We start from the raw sequence: 21,615 nt of genomic DNA on the forward strand, positions 1-21,615 counted from the left end.
GGCGGGCGTCCCCGAGGGTACCGACGTCGTCAATTGCGCCGGCAAGATCGTCGCGCCCGGCCTGATCGACATGCGCGCCTTCGTCGGCGAGCCCGGCTACAGCCATCGCGAGACCTTTGCCTCCGCGAGCCAGGCGGCCGCGACCGGCGGCATCACCACCATCATCTGCCAGCCCGACACCCTGCCCGTGGTCGACAATTCGGCGACTGTGGACTTCGTGATGCGCCGGGCCCGCGACACCGCGATCGTCAACATCCAGCCGATGGCGGCCCTGACCAAGGGCATGCGCGGCGAGGAGATGACCGAGTTCGGCCTGCTCAAGGCCGCCGGCGCGGTCGCCTTCAGCGATGGCGACAGGAGCGTCACCAACGCCCAGGTGATGCGCCGCGCCCTGACCTACGCCCGCGATTTCGACGCGCTGATCGTGCACTACACCGAGGACCCGCATCTCGTCGGCGAAGGCGTGATGAACGAGGGCGAGTTCGCCACCCGGCTCGGCCTGATGGGCATCCCGAACGCGGCGGAAGCCGTGATGCTGGAGCGCGACATGCGCCTCGTGGCGCTGACCGGCGGCCGCTATCACGCCGCCTCGCTGTCCTGCGTCGACTCGCTCGAGATCCTCAAGCGCGCCCGCGATGCCGGCCTTGCCGTCAGCGCCTCGGTCTCGATCAACCATCTTGCGCTGAACGAGAACGACATCGGTCCCTACCGGTCCTTCCTGAAACTGTCGCCGCCGCTGCGTACCGAGGACGACCGCCGCGCGCTGGTCGCCGCCGTCGCCTCCGGCCTCGTCGATGTCATCATGTCCGATCACAATCCGCAGGACGTGGAGGTCAAGCGCCTGCCATTCGCGGAAGCAGCTCCCGGCGCCATTGGGCTCGAGACCATGCTGCCGGCGGGCCTGCGGCTGGTGCATAATGGCGAGCTGGAACTCAAAACGCTGATCCGCGCAATGTCGACCCGGCCGGCCGAGCTGCTCGGCTTGCCGGGCGGAACCCTGCGCGCGGGCGTGCCCGCGGACGTGATCGTGATCGACCCCGATACGCCCTGGGTGGTCGATCCCGCCGACCTCAAATCGCCCTGCAAGAACACCCCGTTCGACGAGGCCCGCTTTACAGGCCGCGTGGTGCGCACCATTGTCGGCGGACGGACGGTTTACGAACATGTTTGACGTGCGGGATCATGCGTGGCGCCTCGGTTCGACATGCGGATGCGGCCTTTGGAGATCCAGCCATGGGGCTTGAAGCCTTTCTGCCGGTAGCCTTCGTCATCGGCTACCTCCTCGGCTCGATTCCATTTGGACTGGTGCTGACCAAACTCGCGGGCACGCAGGATATCCGCTCGATCGGCTCCGGCAGCATCGGCGCCACCAATGTGCTGCGCACGGGGCGCAAGAGCCTTGCCGCGGGCACCCTGCTGTTCGATGCGCTCAAGGGCACCGTGGCCGTGGTGATCTGTGGTTACATCGCCGGACCCAATGCCGCGATGGTGGCGGGGCTCGGCGCTTTCCTCGGGCACCTCTTCCCGGTCTGGCTCAAGTTCAAGGGCGGAAAAGGTGTCGCCGTCTATATCGGCATCCTGCTCGGACTGTTCTGGCCGGCTGCGCTGGTGTTCTGCGTGCTCTGGCTCGCCACCGCCTTCACCACCCGCTATTCCTCGCTCTCGGCATTGGTTGCGTCCTTCATCACCCCGATGTTCCTGTGGTGGTTCGGGCATCTCGCTCTGTCCGCGCTGTTCGCGGTGCTGACATTGCTGCTGTTCTACGCGCATCGCGAGAACATCAAGCGGCTGCAATCCGGCAAGGAAAGCAGGATCGGCGAGAAGGCCCAGAGCATTTAGATCCGAAAAAAGTACGGATACCGCCGCGGCCCTTCCGCATTATATGCCAAATCCTGTTCGCAACTTCCGCACCACGCGCGGCAGGCTGTAGCGGACGGGTTCCATGCCTGTCATCCTGATGCGGAAGATGGCGTTACGCGGTTGCTCAGAATGAGCGAGAAGATTGTCGGCGCGCAGATTGACGGGGGTTCGCAAGGTGCGGCACGCACCGCGGCGAGCCGGCTGCTCTTTGCAACGGACATCTGGTCCGGTACCCCCTCGCCGCCTCGCGTTCCAGAGCTGACCTCCGTTTCACCGCCGGCGCCGCCGCCTGTTCCGGCCGCGCAAACTCCGCGACGTGGCGAGGTGACCACGGTCGCCGCACCGGTTGCGCCGGACCGGGCTCTCGCGAAACAATGGCCACCGCGACAATTGTCGCTCGCCCTCCAGGGCGGCGGCACCTTCGCCGCCTTCACCTGGGGCGTGCTGGAGCGGCTGCTGGAAGAGCCTGATATCGAAATCGACACCATCAGCGGCGCCAGCGCCGGCGCCGTCAATGCGCTTCTGCTCGCCTGCGGCCTCGCCGAGGGCGGCCGTGAAGCCGCCCGCAACCGGCTGAACCGGTTCTGGGTCCGCCTGATGCACGAGGCCTCGTTCCGCTCATTGATGCTGGTCGGAGGATTTTCGCCGGCGGGAAGCTCGGTCGCGTTCGGGCCGACGCTGCGCTCCGGCCAGTTCGACCCGTTCGATCTCGATCCGCTGCGGCAGGCGCTGTCGCGCGACATCGATTTCGCGGCGCTGCGCGCGGCGAAGGCGCCAAGGCTTCTGATCGCGGCAACGCGAATCCGCGACGGGCGGCAGCAGATTTTCCGCAACGAGGCCATCACCGCGGACGTCGCGCTGGCCTCGACCTGTCCGCCGCTCGTTCACTGCGCCGTCGAGATCGAGGGCGAAGCCTATTGGGACGGCGGCTTCGGCGGCAATCCGCCGCTGGTGAGGCTGGTGCAGGAAACCTCAGTGACGGACGTGCTGCTGGTCCAGGTCACACCGTCCCGTGACAGCTACGTGCCGATCACGCTCGCCGCGATCGACCGCCGGCTCGACCAGATTGCCGCCAACGCCGCGCTCAATGCCGAGATCGCGGCGATCACATGGGCGCAGGCGCAGACGGCACCGTCGCTGCGGCTCTCCAGGATCGCCGCGGAAGACTCCGTCGACGGGCTCGCGCAGCGCTCATCGACCGATCTCGGCCGCGGCTTCATCCGCCTCCTGCACCGGAGCGGCCGTGAAGCCGCCCAACGCTGGCTCGGGCAAGGCGCGCCAGGCGCGGACGCTCAACACGCGCTGCCCGCCACCGAAGCGGCGCTAGCCTGATTTCGCCAGCGCGTTCTCCAGGAACCACGCCGACGACAACGCCACCGGATCATTGCCGAAGCGTGCGATCACCTGAACGCCGATCGGCAGGCCACCCGCTTTGAGCACCGGCACGTTGACGCAAGGATTGCCCATCAGCGTCCACACCCGGTTGTAGCGGGGGTCACCGGTCGAGGCGAGCTCCTTGGCCGGCGGCGTGCCCGGCGCCGAGTAGGTCAGCAGCACGTCGAAATTCTCGAACAGTTCTCCGAGTTCGCGGCGGCCGCGACGAGCGATGCGGCGGGCCTCATCGTAGTCTTTCGGCGTCAGCCCGACCGTTGCATCGAGGCTGGCGCGCAGCATCGGTGCGATCTCGTCGTGATGTTCGTCAAACTCCCAGGCGAGCGCGCGATGCGCCTCGAAATCCTGGATGATCGGGTGGATGCGCCAGGCTTCCGCCAACGACTCCGGCGTGACGATCGCCTGTACGCTGGCGCCGGCTTTCTCCGCCGCCTTGATCGCGGCCTGCAAGCCCTCTTCCGCCGCCGGCTCGACGGCGCCGGCGAATTCCTGCCTGACGACGGCGATGCGCGGCGCCTTCGCCGGAGCGATGCCGGAGAATTCGCCGCGGCCGGTCATCGCCAAAAGTCCGCGTGCGAGATCCTCGGCGCGGGCGCCGAACAGGCCGACCGTGTCGAGCGCCCACGAATAGCATTTCACGCCGACCGTCGGCAGCATCCGGAACGACGGTTTTATCGCGGCCGCGCCGCAGTACGCCGCCGGCCGGATGACCGAGCCGCCGGTCTGGGTGCCCAGCGCCAGCGGGATCATGCCGGCGCCGACGGCCGCCGCCGAGCCCGAGGACGAACCGCCCGGGGTGTGACCGAGATTATGCGGATTGAGCGTCGGCGTCGGGTCGCGTGAGGCGAACGCGGTCGTGGTGGTCTTGCCGATGATGGTGGCCCCCGCCCGCTTCAGCATCATCACGACGGGCGCGTCCGAGCGCGGCTGCCAGCCGCGATAGATCTCCGACCCCATCTCGGTCGGCATGTTGGCGGTATCGATGATGTCCTTGATTCCGACCGCGATGCCCCGCAGCGGGCCGGAGGCTTGCGCCTTCGCGGATCTGTCATGCCGGACAAAGGCGCGGACGTCCTTCTCCTTGGCCTCGATCGCCGCATGCGACTGGGCGATGGCGGCCTCGGGCGAAAGCTCGCCCGCTTCAATGCGGCGCTGGAGGTCGGCGAGTGAGATCATGGCAAAACCCTTCTTATTGGCATCGCTTTTAGCATCGCGAAGGGACCACGCAAGCGCACGCCGCTGTTGCGCAACGCCCTCAGGTTGTTCCATGCTGCCCCTGCAAGGAGACGCCGTGGACGCCATCAACCCAAGCGTGGAGCTGACCGAGGCCGAGCGGATCGACTGCCTGCGGCTGATCCGCTCCGACAATGTGGGCCCGCGCACCTTCCGCTCCCTGGTCGATCATTTCGGCAGCCCGCGGGCCGCGCTGGAGCGGCTGCCAGATCTCGCCCGCCGTGGCGGCGCCGCGCGCTCCGGGCGCATCTGCAGTGCCGATGAAGCGAAGGCCGAGCTTGCCGCGAGCCGCAGGTTCGGCATTGACTGGCTCGCACCCGGCGAAGACGGCTATCCGGCGCGGCTGGCGATGATCGACGATGCGCCGCCGCTGCTCGCGGTGCGCGGCGACACCAAAACCCTGATGCGGCCGATGATCGCGATCGTCGGCTCGCGCAACGCCTCCGGCGCCGGCTTGAAGTTCGCCGGCCAGCTCGCGCGCGAGCTCGGCGAAGCCGGCTTCGTCGTCATCTCGGGGCTGGCACGCGGCGTCGACCAGGCTGCGCATCGCGCCAGCGTGGGGAGCGGCACGATCGCCGTGCTCGCCGGCGGCCATGACTGCATCTATCCGCCGGAGCATGGCGATTTGCTGGCCGCGATCCTCGATCACCAGGGTGCTGCGATCTCCGAGATGCCGCTCGGCCATGAGCCGCGCGCCCGCGACTTTCCCCGCCGCAACCGCCTGATTTCGGGCGCTTCGCTCGGCGTCGTCGTGGTGGAGGCGGCGCACCGCTCGGGCTCGCTGATCACCGCGCGCATGGCCGCCGAACAGGGCCGCGAGGTGTTCGCAGTTCCGGGCTCGCCGCTCGATCCGCGCGCCGCTGGCACCAATGATCTGATCAAGCAAGGTGCAACTCTCGTCACCGAAGCTGCCGACATCATCAACGCGGTCCAGCCGATCATGGAGCGGCCGCTGATGCACCCCGCCCGCGAGCCCGACAGCGAGCCGTTCGAGAGCGACCCGCAAAGCCACGACCGCGACCAGATCACCGGTCTGCTCGGCCCTGCCCCTGTCACGATCGACGACCTGGTGCGGATGTCCGGCGCCTCGCCCGCGATCGTACGCATCGTGCTGCTGGAGCTCGAGCTCGCCGGAAAGCTCGAACGCCACGGCGGCGGGTTGGTCTCGCTGCTTTAGTGTCTCTGACGCCTGGTGGGTCATTCGCGAGATGTCATTCCGGGGCGCGACGAAGTCGCGAGCTCGGAACGACGGAATGAACGCTAGCCCTCGTTGCGCTGGTCGAACTTCGTGCGTGCGGCCTCGATCTGATCGAGATGATCCTTCGCCCATCTGCCGAGCGCCTCGACGGGACGCGACAGTCCGTGGCCGAGGTCGGTCAGCTCATAGTCCACGCGCGGCGGAATGGTCGGGAAGATCGTGCGCGTGACGAGGCCGTCGCGCTCGAGGCCGCGCAGCGTCAGGGTCAACATCCGCTGCGAGATGCCGTTGATCAGGCGCTTCAGCTCGTTGAAGCGCTTGGGCCCGTCGCTCAGCATCATGATGACGAAAACGCTCCATTTGTCGCCGACGCGGGACAGCACCGAGGCGACCCCGCGGCAGTCCGCATGGTTGGGATCCGGCCTTTGATCCGGACCGTGATCCCGCCTCTGATCCAGGCTTGGCGAGGCAGGCAAATCGGTGTGAGCAGGTTTCAATAATGTGTCCATGGCTCAAAAAAGTGCGTTCTTGCGGGGATTTCGACAGTCACTCATGTAGTCCGGGTTACAAATCTATACCAGGGTGACCCCAAATGAAACTCCTCCATATCGACTCCAGCGTGCTCGGCCCCCACTCCGTCAGCCGGCAGGTATCCGCCGCCATCGTTGACCGTCTCAGGCAGGCGACGCCCTCGCTTCAGATCGTCTATCGCGACCTGACTCAGGCCCCGCTCGCCCATCTCTCCGGCTCGCATCTGGCAGCCGCGCAGGGCGCGACCGCGCCGGCCGAGCTCGGTCCCGATCTCGCCGCGAGCACGGCCGTGCTGAACGAATTCCTCGATGCCGACATCGTCGTGATCGGCGCGCCCATGTACAATTTCACAATCCCCAGCCAGCTCAAGGCGTGGATCGACCGCATCCTGGTGGCAGGCAAGACGTTCAGCTACGGCGCCAATGGGCCGCAGGGTCTCGCCGGCGGCAAGCGCGTGATCGTGGCGATCTCGCGCGGCGGCTATTACGGCGCGGACATGCCGACGGCCGCTGGCGAACACCTCGAAACCTATCTGCGCTGGGTGTTCGGCTTCATCGGCATCACCAATCCCGAATTCATTTCCGCGGACGGCGTCCAGGTCGGGCCGGATCACCGCGAGAAGGCGCTCGCGGGTGCGCTTCAGGCAGCCACCGGCCTGCAGGCGGCCTGAGACTCAACGGCACCAACAGCCGCTGCCGGACCCCGGCGGCGGCTGACAGGCTCCTCCTCGCTAGAACCAGACGCCCTGCATGCCCAGGATGACGGCAACCAGTGAAACGAACAGGCCGATGCCGGCGAAAAGAGCCACGCCGATGAACTCGGAGATGTCGGAGCGCTTGGCGGGAATGGCGGAACGTTCGGTGAAAATACGCGGTGCTGAAATCGACGAAAAAATGCGAGCTGCCTTCGGCATCACGGGCTCCCATGAAAATCGGGTCTTGTGACCCCCTGCCCGTAGAAATGTCTTTGCAGCGCAAGCGAAGGTTCAAAACCTCACGCAAAGGTTTAGAAAATAGGTCACACAACGCGAGGGAACCGGCCCGCGCAACCAACCTCGTCGCGCCGACCGATTCAATTTTCCACTTCACTTGATCAGCCGCGATAGATCGGCGCGCCGCTTGGCGACGCCACCGCGCCGCCGTCGACGAAGATCTCCTGGCCCTGCACATGCGCGGAATCATCGGACGCGAGGAACAGCACCGTCTTCGAGATGTGATCCGGTTCACCAATACGCCCCAGCGGTGTCGACAGCGCGATGCGCTTCTCGAATGCCTTCTCGGCCTCCGGCGTTGCGACCGCGGCGCCCCAGATCGGCGTGCGGATCGCACCGGGCGCGACGACATTGACGCGGATGCCGCGCGGCGACAGTTCCGAAGCCATGATCCGCGCCATCGCGCGTACGCCGGCCTTCGCCGCGCCGTAAGCCGAGTAGCCGGGAATGCCGAGCACCGAGATCACCGAGCCGTTGAGGATGATCGAGGCATTGTCGTTGAGATAAGGAAGCGCCGACTGCACGGTGAAGAACACGCCGGTCAGGTTGGTGCTGATGACCTTCTCGAATACTTCGAGCGTCGCGGAGCCGAGCGGCGTGCTGCCGGGAATGCCGGCATTGGCGAACACGATGTCGAACTTGCCGAATTTTGCGGCGCCCTGCTTGATCGCAGCTTCGGTCGCGGCGATGTCGGTGGCATCGGCTGCGACCGCGAGCGCGTTCGGGCCGAGCTCCTTGGCGGCCGCCGCCAGCGTCTCCTTGTTGCGCCCGGTGATCACCACCTTGGCGCCCTCGGCCACGAACAGCTTTGCGGTCGCAAGCCCGATGCCGCTGTTGCCGCCGGTGATCAGGGCCGTCTTGTTCTTCAGTCTCACGCTCGCCTCCAGTAGTTGCATGATGAAACTAGATTGCCATCTAGGCCAATTGGTTTTATGATGCAACCACACAAACGCGTGATCGGCGGCAGGTCCGTGCGAACGCGAAAGGACAGACGACGATGGTGAAACGAACGAGCTTCGAGGGGGATTCCTGCCCGATCGCGCGCTCGCTGGACGCGCTCGGCGACTGGTGGTCGCTGCTGATCATCCGCGAGGCGCTGTTCGGCCTGCGCCGCTTCGGCGAATTTCAGAACAAGCTCGGCATGGCCAAGAACATTTTGGCGGTGCGGCTGCGCGCGCTGGTCGACCACGGCATCCTGGCAACGGCCCCCGCCTCCGACGGCAGCGCGTATCAAGAGTACGTGCTGACGGCGAAGGGCCGCGGCACCTTCCCGATCCTGGTCGCGCTGCGGCAATGGAGCGAGGAGTTCGACGATCGCCCCGAGGAGATCGCGACCATTCTGGTGGATCGCGAAAAGGGCCGCCCGGTGAGGAAGCTCGAAATGCGCGCCGAGGACGGCCGCCTGCTCAGCCCCGCCGACACCACGCTGAAGCCGCGGCCGGCACGACGGCGATCGGCGTGATGGTCTCAATGCCTCCAAACCGTCATTGCAAGCGCAGCGAAGCAATCCAGACTGCCTCCGCGGAAAGACTCTGGATTGCTTCGCTGCGCTCGCAATGACGACGTCGTGCCTCTTGTACAAAGCATAGACGGCGTCGAAGATGGCTGAACACCGAAAGTCGCACGGCCATGCCCCTGCTCGCGATCGTCTATTTCTCCATCACCGGCACCACTGACAAGCTGGCGCATGCGGTGGCGTGCGGAGCAAATGGCATAGTGGACGTCGCGCGTTGCCGGATCACAGGCAACGACATCGTGTCAGGCCGCTTCCAGAATGAGAGCTTGTTGGAAACGATCGACCGCGCCGACGCCGTTGCATTTGGCAGCCCGACCTACATGGGCGGACCGGCCGCGCAATTCAAAGCCTTTGCCGACGCTTCAAGTGATCGATGGAGCCAGCAGCGCTGGGCCAACAAGATCGCAGCCGGATTCACCACTGGAGCCTGTGCGAACGGCGACCAGCTCCACACGCTGACCTACTTTTCCATCCTGGCCGCTCAGCACGGCATGCTCTGGTGCGGACTGGATATTCCCGGTGGCGAGGATCCGGGCGGCCGCAATCGCCTGGGCAGCCAGGTCGGCCTTGCGACGCACTTGGTGGAAGACGCATTGCCAGAGAGCGATTTGAGCACGGCCGAATATCTCGGCCAGCGATTGGCGAGAATGGCTGGACGTAAGAGCTAGCTACCCCGTCATTGCGAGCGCAGCGAAGCAATCCAGACTACCTCCGCGGAAAGACTCTGGATTGCTTCGGGGAGCCTGTCATCGGGCCGCGCTTCGCGCTGACCCGTTGGCTCGCAATGACGAGGTTGAAGTGGCGCGCCCGACACTATCACCGTCCCTCCTGCGCAATGGCGAAGCCCTTGTCGCTGAGGTGGTAGCCTCACGACAGCTTGCGCTTGGTCCGCAGCCGCAAATGTTCGTCAGCCTCGAGCTGGGTCATTCCTAACAGATAATGCAGCACGTCGAGCTTGTGGCGCTCGGCGAGCTTGCGCAAGGCAGCTACCTGCTCGGCGATGAAGGCCACCGCCTCATCTGCCCCGCCCTCCCCCGGTTCCTCGTTCCGCGAGCCCCGCGGCGCGCCCGATGCAGCGCGCGCCCGCCTCTTTCCCGGCCTTGTCACCCGTCCCCACCCCGAATCCATGCCCCGCAGAGACACTACGCCGACATGGATCGCAACTCCAAGGTGGTAGTTTACAACTTTCTCGATATGAAACTTTTCCCATTTGGAGCGCTTTCAACACCCCCGGATTTGACAGCGGGGGCCTCACCACCCATGTTCGGGGCGAAACGGCCGACCCGAGTCCTTTCGTTTTCGGCCCAAGATTTTCCCGTAAGCCACTGGAACTAAATGAATATCGTCATTGTGGAGTCGCCGGCGAAAGCCAAGACGATCAACAAATATCTGGGCTCGTCCTACGAGGTCCTGGCCTCCTTTGGCCATGTCCGCGATCTCCCGGCGAAGAACGGTTCCGTCGATCCCGACGCCAATTTCAAGATGATCTGGGAAGTCGACCCCAAGGCGGCCGGCCGGCTCAACGATATCGCCAAATCCCTGAAGGGCGCCGACCGCCTGATTTTGGCGACCGACCCTGATCGCGAGGGCGAGGCCATCTCCTGGCACGTGCTGGAGGTGATGAAGGAGAAGCGCGCGCTGAAGGATCAGAAGATCGAGCGCGTGGTGTTCAACGCCATCACCAAGCAGGCCGTCTCGGAGGCGATGAAGCATCCGCGCGAGATCGACGGCGCGCTGGTCGACGCCTACATGGCGCGCCGGGCCCTCGACTATCTCGTCGGCTTCACCCTCTCCCCTGTGCTGTGGCGCAAGCTGCCGGGCGCCCGCTCGGCCGGCCGCGTGCAGTCGGTGGCGCTGCGCCTCGTCTGCGACCGCGAGCTCGAGATCGAAAAATTCGTGCCGCGCGAATATTGGTCGCTGATCGCGACCCTGCTCACCCCGCGCGGTGATGCCTTCGAGGCCCGTCTCGTCGGCGCCGACGGCAAGAAGATCCAGCGCCTCGACATCGGCACCGGCGCGGAAGCCGAGGACTTCAAGAAGGCGCTGGAACTGGCGACCTACGCCGTCACGGCGGTCGATGCCAAGCCGGCGCGGCGCAATCCGCAGGCGCCCTTTACCACCTCGACGCTGCAGCAGGAAGCCAGCCGCAAATACGGTTTTGCGCCGGCGCACACAATGCGCATCGCCCAGCGCCTCTATGAGGGCATCGACATCGGCGGCGAGACCACCGGACTCATTACTTATATGCGTACCGACGGCGTGCAGATTGCGCCGGAGGCGATCGCCCAGGCGCGCAAGGTGATCGGCGAGGATTACGGCAACGCCTATGTGCCCGATGCCCCGCGCCAGTACCAGGCCAAGGCCAAGAACGCCCAGGAAGCGCACGAAGCGATCCGCCCGACCGATCTTTCCCGCCGTCCCGACAGCATGAGCCGCAAGCTCGATGCCGATCAGGCAAGGCTCTACGAGCTGATCTGGAAGCGCACGATCGCGAGCCAGATGGAGTCGGCCGAGCTGGAGCGCACCACCGTTGACATCACCGCGAAGGCCGGCGCCCGGACGCTGGAGCTGCGCGCCACCGGCCAGGTCGTCAAGTTCGACGGCTTCCTCGCCCTCTACCAGGAAGGCCGCGACGACGAGGAGGACGAGGATTCCCGCCGCCTGCCCGCAATGAGCCAGGGCGAGCCGATCAAGCGGGAATCGCTGTCCGTCACCCAGCATTTCACCGAGCCGCCGCCGCGCTTCTCCGAAGCGTCCCTCGTCAAGCGCATGGAAGAGCTCGGCATTGGCCGGCCCTCGACCTATGCCTCGATCCTCCAGGTCCTGAAGGACCGCGGCTACGTCAAGCTGGAGAAGAAGCGCCTGCACGGCGAGGACAAGGGCCGCGTCGTGGTCGCCTTCCTCGAAAGCTTCTTTGCCCGCTACGTCGAGTACGACTTTACGGCAAGCCTCGAAGAGCAGCTCGACCGCATCTCCAACAACGAAATCTCCTGGCAGCAGGTTCTGAAAGACTTCTGGACCGGCTTCATTGGCGCGGTCGACGACATCAAGGAGTTGCGCGTCGCCCAAGTGCTCGACGTGCTCGACGACATGCTGGGCCAGCACATCTATCCGCCGCGCGCGGATGGCGGCGACATCAGGCAGTGCCCGAGCTGTGGCACCGGCCGGCTGAATCTGAAGGCCGGCAAGTTCGGCGCCTTCGTCGGCTGCTCGAACTATCCGGAATGCCGCTACACCCGCCAGCTCGCCGCCGACAGCGAGCAGACGGCCGACCGTTCGCTCGGCCAGGATCCCGATACGGGCCGCGATGTCTGGGTCAAGGCCGGCCGCTTCGGCCCCTATATCCAACTTGGCGAGCAGAAGGATTATGAGGAAGGCGAGAAGCCGAAGCGTGCAGGCATTCCCAAGGGCACCTCGCCCGGCGATGTCGATCTCGAGCTCGCGCTGAAGCTGCTGTCGCTGCCGCGCGAGATCGGCAAGCATCCGGAGACCGGCCAGCCGATCACCGCGGGCCTCGGCCGCTTCGGGCCGTTCGTGAAGCACGAGAAGACCTATGCGAGCCTGGAGGCCGGCGACGAGGTGTTCGACATCGGCCTCAACCGCGCCGTGACGCTGATCGCCGAGAAGGTCGCCAAGGGCCCGAGCCGGCGCTTCGGCGCCGACCCCGGCAAGGCCATTGGCGATCACCCGACGCTCGGCACCGTCACCGTGAAGAGCGGCCGTTACGGCGCCTATGTCACCGCGGGCGGCGTCAACGCGACGATTCCGGCCGAGTTCGAGAAGGACACCGTCACGCTCGCACAAGCGATCGCGCTGATCGACGAGCGCGCGGCCAAGGGTGGCGGCAAGACCAAGACCACTAAGACGGCGAAGAAGGCGGCCAAGCCCGCCAAGGCCAAGAAGGCTGCAGAGAAGGCCGCCGACGGCGAGGACGCCGCGTCAAAACCGAAGAAGCCGGCCGCGAAGAAAGCCGCGGCCAAAACCAAATCCGAATCCACCAGCAAGGCGCGCGCCGCCGTGTCGTCGACCGCAAAGACGTCGCCGACCAAGGCAGCCGCCACCAAGGCTCCGGCCAAGAAGAGTGCCGGCAAGACTTGAGTGAAGAATTAGAGGTTAAGTGAAACCAAAGAAAGACCGTGGCTTTCCTGACAGGCAGGCCATCGTCGCCTTCATCAAGGCAAATCCAGGAAAGGTCGGAACCCGCGAAATTGCGCGCGAGTTCGGCCTGAAGAACGCCGATCGCGTCGAGCTCAAGCGCATGCTGCGCGAGCTCGCCGACGACGGGATCATCAAGAAGAAGCGCCACAAGGTGTCCGAGCCGGACGCGCTGCCCCCGACACTGCTCGCCGACATCACTGGCCGCGACTCCGATGGCGAATTGATCGCCTCCCCCGCCGAATGGGACGAGGTCGAGAGCGGCGAGCCGCCAAAGATCCTCATCGAAATGCCGCGCCGGGCCAAGCCCGGCACCGCCGCCGGCGTCGGCGACCGCGCGCTGCTTCGCGTCGAGCGCAGCGACGATGACGAAGGCCCCGCCTATCGCGGCCGCATCATCAAAGTCATCGACAAGGCCAAGAGCCGCATCCTCGGCGTCTTCCGCAGCCTGCCCGAAGGCGGCGGACGGCTCGTCCCTGTCGACAAGAAGTTCGCCGACCGCGAGCTCAACATCGCCAAGACCGACACGCAAGGCGCACAGGACGGCGACCTCGTCAGCGTCGACATCGTCCGCAGCCGCGGCTTTGGCCTCGCCTCCGGCCGCGTCAAGGAGAAGCTTGGCTCGGTCAAATCCGAGAAGGCGATCAGCCTGATCGCGATCTACGCACACGAGATTCCGCTGCAATTCTCTTCTGCCGCCGAGCGGGAGGCGGAAGCGGCCGAGCCCGCGAACCTCAGGGGACGCGAGGACTGGCGCGACGTCCCGCTTCTCACCATCGATCCGCCCGACGCCAAGGATCACGACGACGCGGTGCACGCGCGCCCCGATGACGATCCCAACAACAAGGGCGGCTTCATCGTCAATGTCGCCATTGCCGACGTCAGCTTCTACGTCCGCCCGGGCACCGCGCTCGACCGCGACGCGCTCGACCGCGGCAACTCGGTCTACTTCCCCGACCGCGTCGTGCCGATGCTGCCCGAGCGTATCTCCAACAATCTCTGCTCACTGGTGCCGGGCGAGCCGCGCGGCGCGCTCGCCGTGCGCATGGTGCTCGGCCCCGATGGCCGCAAGCATTCGCACAGTTTTCATCGCATCCTGATGCGCTCGGCCGCAAAGCTGAGCTACGCGCAGGCGCAGGCCGCGATCGACGGCCGGCCTGACGACACCACCGGCCCCCTGCTCGACCCGATCCTGAGGCCGCTCTATGCCGCCTACGCCTGCGCCAAGCGCGCGCGCGACGAGCGCGATCCGCTCAATCTCGACTTGCCCGAGCGCAAGATCCTCCTGAAGAGCGACGGCACGGTTGATCGCGTCGTCGTGCCGGAGCGTCTCGACGCGCACAAGCTGATCGAGGAGTTCATGATCCTCGCCAACGTCGCGGCGGCCGAGATGCTGGAGAAGAAGTCGCTGCCGCTGATCTACCGCGTGCATGACGAGCCGACGCTGGAGAAGGTCCACGCGCTCTCGGAATTCCTGGAGACGCTCGACGTCCCCTTTGCGAAGTCAGGTGCGCTGCGCCCGACCCTGTTCAACCGCGTGCTGGCCCAGCTCGAAGGCCATGACTACTATCCGCTGGTCAGCGAGGTCGTGCTGCGCGCCCAGGCGCAGGCGGAATACTCGTCGGAAAACTACGGCCATTTCGGCCTGAATTTGCGCCGCTATGCGCATTTCACCTCGCCGATCCGCCGCTATGCCGACCTCGTCGTGCACCGCGCACTGGTCCGCGCGCTCGGGCTCGGCGAAGGCGCCCTGCCCGACAGCGAGACGCCGGAATCGCTCGGCGAGGTCGCCGCGCATATTTCACTGACCGAGCGGCGCGCGATGAAGGCGGAACGCGAGACCGTCGACCGCCTGATCGCGCACCATCTCGCCGACCGCATCGGCGCCAGCTTCCAGGGCCGCGTTTCCGGCGTCACCCGCGCCGGCCTGTTCGTCAAGCTGAGCGAAACCGGCGCCGACGGGCTGATCCCGATCCGATCCCTCGGCACGGAATATTTCAACTATGACGAGGGCCGTCATGCCCTCGTCGGCACGCGCAGCGGGACCATGTATCAGCTCGGCGACGTCGTCGACGTCCGCCTGATCGAAGCGGCCCCCATCGCCGGCGCGCTGCGCTTCGAGCTGCTGTCGTCGGAGAGCGAGAGCGGCCCACGGGAGCGCCGGCCGTTCCGCACGCAGCGCAAATCGTCCAAGGCCCATCCCGGACGCAGCCCGGAGAAAAAACGCAAGCCGGAGAAGCAAAAATCCGGCAAGGGGAAAAAGGGCAAAGGCAAGGGCAAGAAGGGCAAGGCGTGGTGACGATGAGCACGGCCCCAAAAATCTGGACGCGCGAGACTGGCCTCGTCGAGAAGCGCGACGTCTGGACGGCAATGAAACGCGGCTTCCGCGGCCGCTGCCCGCGCTGCGGCGAGGGAAAACTGTTCCGCGCCTTCCTGAAGACGGCGGACAATTGCTCGGTCTGCGGCCTCGACTTCACGCCGCACCGCGCCGACGACCTGCCCGCCTACCTCGTCATCGTCATTGTCGGCCACATCGTGGTGCCCGCCATCCTCTGGATCGAGACCAATTACACCACGCCGGTCTGGATCAGCTTCGCGGCCTATCTGCCCTTCACGTTCTTTGCCTCGCTCGGACTGCTGCAGCCTGTGAAGGGCGCCGTGGTGGGATTGCAATGGGCTCTGCGCATGCACGGCTTTGACGAGAACCCTCCGGATGGTATTCCGCCGGTCTAAGCAATAAGCAAGAAACGGTTTTGGGTGAGGACATGACGGATATTTCGCAGGCAGAAGAAAAGGCCAAGATCCACGAGGGCAAGGAAGCCGATCATCACCCCTATTTCCGCCCGAAGGATGCCGCGACGCTGATCCTGGTCGACCGCAGCGGCGCTGTTCCAAAAGTGCTGGTCGGCAAGCGCCACGACAAGGTGGTGTTCATGCCCGGAAAATTCGTCTTCCCCGGCGGCCGCGTCGACAAGGACGATTACCGCGTACCTGTCGCAGCTCCCGTCACCGCGGAGCTCGAAGCCAATCTCGCCAAGGGCAGCCCGAAGACGCCGGCCTCGCGAGCAAAATCGCTGGCGATCGCCGCGATCCGCGAGGCCTGCGAGGAGACGGGCCTCTGTCTCGGCCGCAAGGCCCAAGACAGAACGGAGGGCAAGGCCAGGCTCGAAGGTCCGTGGAAGCCGTTCGCCGATGCAGGCCTTTTGCCCGATCCCTCCAGCCTGTTCCTGATCGCGCGCGCGATCACCCCGCCTGGCCGCGTCAAACGGTTCGACACCCGCTTCTTCACCGCCGATGCCTCCGCGATCACCCACCGCGTCGAGGGCGTGATCCATGCGGATGCCGAGCTGGTCGAGCTGGTCTGGGTCGAGCTCGGCTCAAAACCGCTCGCCGATCTGCATCCGATGACGCGCAACGTGCTCAACGAGCTCGACACGCGCCTTGCCACCGGCCCGCTGCGCCACGATGCGCCGGTGCCGTTCTTCCATTTCTACGGCGGCAAGATGCAGAAGGATATTTTGAGCTAAAGCGTTTTCCAACGAAGTGGGTACCGTTCGCGTCAAGAAAACGCGTCGAAACAAGAAACTCATTCGTCGCTGTCCGGCTCGGTGCCGACATAGTCGCGCGCCGGCAGCTTGAGGACGCGGCCGATCTCGCTTGCGAGCCTGTCCGCCTCCTCGCGCTTCGTGAAGCTCATCAGGTTGATCGGCTCGGTGCCCTTGCTGCCGCAGAGATTGACGTCGTAGGTCGTCAGATCCGCATCGTAATCATCGGTGATGCTGATGAAGTGATAGTCGGCGAGATTGCGGTGCCTGCGGATGTTCAGCAGGCCGAACTGCCTGGTGATGACGATCTGGCGCAGCGTCTCATTCAGCACGACGAAATAGCGAAATGTCAGCAGAATGACGCCGGGGATGCCGACGAGCAGCCCGAGCCCCGAAAACACCAGCACCGGCACGAGATCGTCGGCGAGCCGGCCGAAGCCGGAAAAATCCTGGCGAAGCCCGAGCGCGACGTTCCAGAGCAAATAACCGCTCGCCGCCAGCAGCGGCAGCGACAACAGCCGGCCAACCCAGGGCATGGGCCGGTCGATGCGAACCATGCTGCCATCCACTGTCATTGCGCCGGCCATGTCGGGTCTCCTCTCGAGGTCATGGCTTGGTCGGAGCGAGAGGCGGATCGGTTCGAAGAGGCGCCTTGCCCACCGCTGTCATTCCGGGGCGCGCCGCTTGGCGCGAGTCCCGGAATGACGGGTTTGTGCTGAGCTGCCGGCAAAAAACAAAAGATTCTTCCCAGCCTCCCCAATGGCGGAGTTCCCAGGCGTCCCTATGTCTTCCCGAACGACACCGAGAACGGATACGGGGCGATGGCACAACGGCAACTCAAGCTTGGCGCGTTCATGCGCCCGATCAGCATCCACACCGGCGCCTGGCGCTATCCCGGGGCCTGGCCCGACGCCAATTTCAATTTCGGCCACATCAAGCAGCTGATCCGAAAGCTCGAGGCCGGCAGGTTCGACGCCTTCTTCATGGCCGATCACCTCGCCGTCTTGAACATGCCGATCAACGCGCTCAAGCGCAGCCACACCGTGACCTCGTTCGAGCCGTTCACGCTGCTGTCGGCGCTGTCCGCCGTCACCGAACGCATCGGCCTGATTGCGACCGGCTCGACCACCTTCGACGAGCCCTATCACGTCGCCCNCCCGCCGTTTCGCCTCGCTCGACCATCTCAGCGGCGGCCGCGCCGGCTGGAACATTGTCACCACCTCGAACCCGGACGCCGCGCTGAACTTCGGCCTCGACGACCACATGGAGCACGCCGAGCGCTACAAGCGCGCCCGCGAGTTCTACGATGTCGTCACGGGCCTGTGGGATTCCTTCGCGGACGACGCCTTCGTGCGCGACGTCGAGAGTGGGCTGTTCTTCGATCCCGCGAAGATGCACACGCTCGACCACAATGGCAAATATCTGAAGGTGCGCGGTCCCCTCAACATCGCCCGCCCCGTGCAGGGCTGGCCCGTGATCGTGCAGGCCGGCGCATCGGAAGACGGCAAGCAGCTCGCAGCCGAGACCGCCGAAGCCGTCTTCACCGGCGGCGGCAGCCTCGCTGACGGCCAGAAGCTCTATGCCGACATCAAGGGCCGCATGGAGAAGGTCGGCCGCGATCCGGAGCACCTGAAGATCCTGCCCGGCGCCTTCGTCGTGGTCGGCGACAGCGTCGACGAGGCCAAGGAGAAGCGCGCGCTGCTCGACAGCCGCGTGCATTACGACAGCGCCATCGCCTCGCTCTCCGTCATTCTCGGCACCGACGCCTCCGGCTTCGATCCCGATGGCCCCCTTCCCGAGATTCCCGAGACCAACGCCAGCAAGAGCGGGCGCCAGCGCATGGTTGACCTCGCCGCCCGCGACAAGCTCACCGTGCGCCAGCTCGCCCAGCGCGTCGGCGGCTATGGCGGCCTCGCCTTCGTCGGCACTGCAAAAACCATCGCCGACCAGATGGAGGAATGGCTGGTCGGGCGCGGCTCCGACGGCTTCAACATCATGTTCCCGTTCCTGCCCGCCGGCCTCGACGATTTCGTCGACAAGGTGGTCCCGGAGCTGCAGAAGCGCGGGATTTTCCGCAAAGAGTATGAAGGGGCCACTTTGAGGGAGAATCTGGGCCTGCCGCGACCGAAAAATCGGTTCTTCGAGGCGTAATGGGCCCGATTTGGGTGGTTTTCCGGGCTAGAGCCCCATTCGGGGCTCTAGCTCTTTGTTTTTGACGCGTTTTCTTGGCGCGAACCGGTGCCCACTTCGCTCGAAAACGCTTCGAAACCTTGACATCAGGCCGTTTCTGGCTAGGTTGCCGGCCAACGCGGGCCGTTTGGCCGGCTCCAGATTCCCCAATTTTCTGAGGTTCAGAACATGGCCAAAGCGGTCACCATCAAGGTCAAGCTCGTGTCCTCGGCCGACACCGGCTTCTACTACGTCGCCAAGAAGAATTCGCGCACCATGACCGACAAGCTGGTCAAGAAGAAGTACGATCCGGTCGCGCGCAAGCACGTCGAATTCCGCGAAGCCAAGATCAAGTAAGATCGCGGATACGCTACGGACTTTTGACGGGGCCTCACGGCCCCGTTTTTATTTTGGCTCTCTCTCGTGTCCCGGACGCCCTGCAGCGTCCTTGCGGTGCTGCGCAGAGCCGGAATCCAGAAAGCGACACGGCACCCTGCGAAGACATGGGCCCCGGCTCTGCAGCGCACCGCTGAAGAAGCGCTGCGCTGCGTCTGGGACACGAGGGCGAATTCACGCCTACACTTTCTCCGCGCCGTCATTGCGAGCGCAGCGAAGCAATCCAGAGTGTCTCTGCTCAACGACCGTGGATTGCTTCGTCGCAAGAGCTCCTCGCAATGACCGCTGGTGGTGACAGCACGGGTCCCTCCCTCCTGTGCGCCGAAAGCAAACATATCGATCGCTCTGAGCGCGTCGGCATCTTCATGGCTGCCATGTCAATGGCGCGCCTATCGGCCGAGATCTCTTCAACCTTCGGTTGCTCGCTTTCAAATGTATGTTAGCGTGCACTTACCGGAACGGTTTTTCCGTCCCGGATTTGGGAAGGACATGGTCATGAGATTCTCGTCAAGCCTTGTCGTGCCTTCGGCCCTCGCCGTCCTGTCAACTGCCGTGCTGTGCGGCCCGGCAGCATCGCAAATCCCAACCGGCGCCGCCGCCACGCTTCCTCCCGTCGCGGTCGACGCACCGAAGCAGGCGGTAAGGCCGCACGTGTCGGAGCGGGGAGCAAACACAACGGCGCCGCGTCGGACTGCGGCAACCGCTCGAACGTCAACCGCGCGCACGCCTTCCTACGCGCCGGGTTCTGTGATGGGGAGAATTGCCGGCCTGGAGAAAGTCGCCAGCAGCTGCAACGGTGGCTGTGCTTCGAGCTTCCGGCACGGCAATGAGCCCTGGATTGGATGCAGCGAGTCGGGCGGCGGTCTGAACTATGGACCCTTCTCGCCAACGTGCCGAGACACCATCACCCATACATCCTACGAGAATTGCGTCGAGACGAAGGTGTTCCTGGGTGAGTTTCGCAACAGAGCCCACTGGTTCTGCAGCAGCCTGCAGGCCGGCAACAGGTTCAAGGTCGCCGATATCAAGCGGTCACGTTAGTTTCTTCTCTCCGCAGGCCTGTTGCTGCGGTTGAGCTCCAGCCCTCTCGTGTCCCGGACGCGGTGTAGCGCTCCCGGCGATGCGAAGCATCGTCCGGTGCGCTGCGTTGCGTCCGCTGCACGAGAGCTGGGCTACGTACCTCCCGGAGATCCGCCCATTCGGCCGGCAGCGGACCGAGTGTGACCCACCTCATCTCCGGTTTCGTCATCGCGAATTCTGCGATCGATTCTTCACCAGAATGGCAGGTAGGAGAATTTCTCCAATGGGTCCATGGGCTGACCTCCAACGCCCGGCGCGTGGGCCCTGCTCGGAAGGGTCACGCTTCGCGCGTTGACCTGAAATCATCAGCCACTAGATAAACAAATCATGCGTCGGATGGTGCTCGACACTTCTTGCGTGATCAACGACGCCTTGCTCGGCATGTGAAGGGCCAATCAGGTCTGCATGCTGGATCAGCGCAAGTCCATTATCCCCGGCATTGTGCAGCCCATTCTCATCGGATTGTGGTCTCTGGTTGTCCTCAAGATGATCCGAATGCTTGGCCTCTGCCATGTCATTCCTAAAATGAAAGGAATCTCCGAGCTCGGGCGCAGCTGCCGTTTGTGTCGGTTCGGAATCGGCGGCACCTTGGTCGTTGCCACGGGCATTCGCGCCCGGCTCCGCGTGCCGATTTTCGGAAGCGTTTGAGTGCGCCGTGTGCAAGTCGGGTTGCGATTTGTCGGAATTGGTATGGCCAGCCGGTGGGGCGTCCTTTGAAGCGTCTACATCGCGATGCAATTGTCCACGATTGGATTCGGCCGGCGGCCCGTGCCCGGCATACGTCTTGCCTTCTGAATTGCCTTCGGCAACATGCATGTCATCCTGCGATTGCCTTTGAGTGAGATCTTGTCCCGGAGGCTCGTGTTCGGCATGCGGCGTGCCTTTTGCGGCGCCTTCCTCCGAAACATGCAAGTCACGCTGCGACTGCCTTGGAGTGAGATCTTGTCCCGGAGGCTCGTGTTCGGCATGCGGCTTGCCCTTCGCGGCGCCTTCCTCCGAAACATGCAAGTCACGCTGCGACTGCGTTTGAGCGGGATCCTGTCCCGGCGACTCTTGCTCGGCATGTGGCTTGCCATTCGCGGAGCCTTCTTCCGAAACTTGGAAATCAAGCCGCGATTGCCCATGATTGGGCCCGTCTACTTCGGTTGCCTGTGTTGTGCCGAGTTCTGCATTCCTTGGTGAGCCCGCCTGTTCGAAGCCGCCATGACCGATCGGAGCGTCGACGGCACCGGCTCCAACGTGAAGGTTGCCGCTGCTCCTGGCGCTATCCTCCTTCGCGGCTGCATCAGTGATCAGAAGTCCGCCGCCTCGGTCGACGGTCTCGCCTCGGGCACCCGCGAAGGCGAATGATTCATTGTGTGTTTCGGAATTGAGCCAGGCCAGCTTATCGAAGCCATTGAGGCTCGCATCGACGCCAAAAGCCTGATTTAAGGCGGCAAATTCGCTGGAGGCGTTTGCGGCATCCAATGCAAAGAAATCGCTCCGGCTGTCGGAAAAAGTGAACGCCTGCGCGGGGCTGGCAAGGAGCTCGTAAATCGAGACTCCGACC

Annotated in this window: 20 protein-coding genes and 1 pseudogene; 14 read left to right on the forward strand and 7 right to left on the reverse strand. The window is 64.8% G+C overall.

What is annotated here, in order from left to right; genetic code table 11:
- The 3 genes from A5906_RS19930 to A5906_RS19940 form a co-directional block, all read left to right on the forward strand.
- Positions 1 to 1,171, forward strand: a 1,171-nt coding sequence (locus A5906_RS19930; RefSeq protein ID WP_245326801.1) for a dihydroorotase, incomplete at its 5' end; no start/stop codon positions are given.
- 62 nt (positions 1,172 to 1,233) lie between these two features.
- Complete coding sequence (gene plsY / locus A5906_RS19935) at positions 1,234 to 1,839, forward strand: glycerol-3-phosphate 1-O-acyltransferase PlsY (protein WP_080137056.1); 606 nt, start codon at positions 1,234 to 1,236, stop codon at positions 1,837 to 1,839.
- A 150-nt stretch (positions 1,840 to 1,989) separates the two neighbouring features.
- A complete protein-coding gene (locus A5906_RS19940; protein WP_080137057.1) occupies positions 1,990 to 3,192 on the forward strand; it encodes a patatin-like phospholipase family protein in 1,203 nt (400 codons plus the stop codon).
- Here the strand turns inward: A5906_RS19940 and A5906_RS19945 are convergent.
- Entirely contained in the window at positions 3,184 to 4,428 is a 1,245-nt protein-coding gene (locus A5906_RS19945; protein WP_080137058.1) for an amidase, read from the reverse strand. The genes A5906_RS19940 and A5906_RS19945 overlap by 9 nt on opposite strands.
- Positions 4,429 to 4,519: 91 nt before the next feature.
- Here A5906_RS19945 and dprA point away from each other — a divergent pair, with 91 nt between their 5' ends.
- Complete coding sequence (dprA, locus tag A5906_RS19950; RefSeq protein ID WP_080137059.1) at positions 4,520 to 5,662, forward strand: DNA-processing protein DprA; 1,143 nt, start codon at positions 4,520 to 4,522, stop codon at positions 5,660 to 5,662.
- A gap of 83 nt (positions 5,663 to 5,745) precedes the next feature.
- On the opposite strand, the gene A5906_RS19955 is transcribed toward dprA, so the two are convergent.
- Entirely contained in the window at positions 5,746 to 6,192 is a 447-nt protein-coding gene (locus A5906_RS19955; RefSeq protein WP_080137060.1) for a winged helix-turn-helix transcriptional regulator, read from the reverse strand.
- 83 nt (positions 6,193 to 6,275) lie between these two features.
- On the opposite strand from A5906_RS19955, the gene A5906_RS19960 reads away from it, so the two are divergent.
- Entirely contained in the window at positions 6,276 to 6,884 is a 609-nt protein-coding gene (locus tag A5906_RS19960) for an FMN-dependent NADH-azoreductase (protein WP_080137061.1), read from the forward strand.
- Between the two features lie 60 nt (positions 6,885 to 6,944).
- Here A5906_RS19960 and A5906_RS19965 read toward each other — a convergent pair whose 3' ends face one another.
- Together A5906_RS19965 and A5906_RS19970 are read right to left on the reverse strand one after the other, a co-directional pair.
- Positions 6,945 to 7,127, reverse strand: a complete 183-nt coding sequence (locus tag A5906_RS19965) for a hypothetical protein (protein WP_080137062.1) — start codon at positions 7,125 to 7,127, stop codon at positions 6,945 to 6,947.
- 179 nt (positions 7,128 to 7,306) lie between these two features.
- Entirely contained in the window at positions 7,307 to 8,080 is a 774-nt protein-coding gene (locus A5906_RS19970) for a glucose 1-dehydrogenase (RefSeq protein ID WP_080137303.1), read from the reverse strand.
- A 122-nt stretch (positions 8,081 to 8,202) separates the two neighbouring features.
- Here A5906_RS19970 and A5906_RS19975 point away from each other — a divergent pair, with 122 nt between their 5' ends.
- Entirely contained in the window at positions 8,203 to 8,667 is a 465-nt protein-coding gene (locus A5906_RS19975) for a winged helix-turn-helix transcriptional regulator (protein WP_080137063.1), read from the forward strand.
- Positions 8,668 to 8,834: 167 nt separating this feature from the next.
- Positions 8,835 to 9,389, forward strand: coding sequence for a flavodoxin family protein (locus tag A5906_RS19980; protein WP_080137064.1), 555 nt, complete (start codon positions 8,835 to 8,837; stop codon positions 9,387 to 9,389).
- A gap of 199 nt (positions 9,390 to 9,588) precedes the next feature.
- Here A5906_RS19980 and A5906_RS44730 read toward each other — a convergent pair whose 3' ends face one another.
- Positions 9,589 to 9,732, reverse strand: coding sequence for a hypothetical protein (locus A5906_RS44730; protein WP_245326802.1), 144 nt, complete (start codon positions 9,730 to 9,732; stop codon positions 9,589 to 9,591).
- A gap of 324 nt (positions 9,733 to 10,056) precedes the next feature.
- Here A5906_RS44730 and topA point away from each other — a divergent pair, with 324 nt between their 5' ends.
- From topA to A5906_RS20005, 4 genes are read left to right on the forward strand one after another with little or no spacing between them, the layout of a single operon-like run.
- Entirely contained in the window at positions 10,057 to 12,819 is a 2,763-nt protein-coding gene (gene topA / locus A5906_RS19990) for a type I DNA topoisomerase (protein ID WP_080137065.1), read from the forward strand.
- A 19-nt stretch (positions 12,820 to 12,838) separates the two neighbouring features.
- Entirely contained in the window at positions 12,839 to 15,175 is a 2,337-nt protein-coding gene (gene rnr / locus A5906_RS19995) for a ribonuclease R (protein WP_080137066.1), read from the forward strand.
- On the forward strand, positions 15,169 to 15,609 hold the full coding sequence (locus A5906_RS20000) for a DUF983 domain-containing protein (RefSeq protein ID WP_136615357.1): 441 nt from the start codon (positions 15,169 to 15,171) through the stop codon (positions 15,607 to 15,609). Before rnr ends, A5906_RS20000 begins: the two co-directional genes overlap by 7 nt.
- 32 nt (positions 15,610 to 15,641) lie before the next feature.
- Complete coding sequence (locus A5906_RS20005) at positions 15,642 to 16,403, forward strand: NUDIX hydrolase (RefSeq protein ID WP_080137068.1); 762 nt, start codon at positions 15,642 to 15,644, stop codon at positions 16,401 to 16,403.
- Positions 16,404 to 16,462: 59 nt separating this feature from the next.
- On the opposite strand, the gene A5906_RS20010 is transcribed toward A5906_RS20005, so the two are convergent.
- Positions 16,463 to 17,008 (reverse strand): hypothetical protein, encoded by a 546-nt coding sequence (locus A5906_RS20010; protein ID WP_080137069.1) that lies wholly within the window; start codon positions 17,006 to 17,008, stop codon positions 16,463 to 16,465.
- A gap of 234 nt (positions 17,009 to 17,242) precedes the next feature.
- Between A5906_RS20010 and A5906_RS44735 the strand changes: the two genes are divergently transcribed.
- The 3 genes and pseudogenes from A5906_RS44735 to rpmG form a co-directional block, all read left to right on the forward strand.
- Positions 17,243 to 17,576, forward strand: a 334-nt coding sequence (locus A5906_RS44735) for an LLM class flavin-dependent oxidoreductase (RefSeq protein ID WP_245326803.1), incomplete at its 3' end; no start/stop codon positions are given.
- 1 nt (position 17,577) lies between these two features.
- Positions 17,578 to 18,572, forward strand: a pseudogene (locus A5906_RS20015) (LLM class flavin-dependent oxidoreductase); the annotation flags it as partial.
- Positions 18,573 to 18,779: 207 nt separating this feature from the next.
- Positions 18,780 to 18,947 carry a 50S ribosomal protein L33 gene (gene rpmG, locus A5906_RS20020; RefSeq protein ID WP_007603295.1) on the forward strand — a complete coding sequence of 56 codons (168 nt, stop codon included), beginning with the start codon at positions 18,780 to 18,782 and terminating at the stop codon, positions 18,945 to 18,947.
- A 1,431-nt stretch (positions 18,948 to 20,378) separates the two neighbouring features.
- Here the strand turns inward: rpmG and A5906_RS41510 are convergent.
- The coding region (locus A5906_RS41510) for a putative sodium/potassium/calcium exchanger (protein WP_161495411.1) at positions 20,379 to 21,615 on the reverse strand (1,237 nt) is incomplete at its 5' end.

Source organism: Bradyrhizobium sacchari (assembly GCF_002068095.1).
GTDB lineage: Bacteria > Pseudomonadota > Alphaproteobacteria > Rhizobiales > Xanthobacteraceae > Bradyrhizobium > Bradyrhizobium sacchari.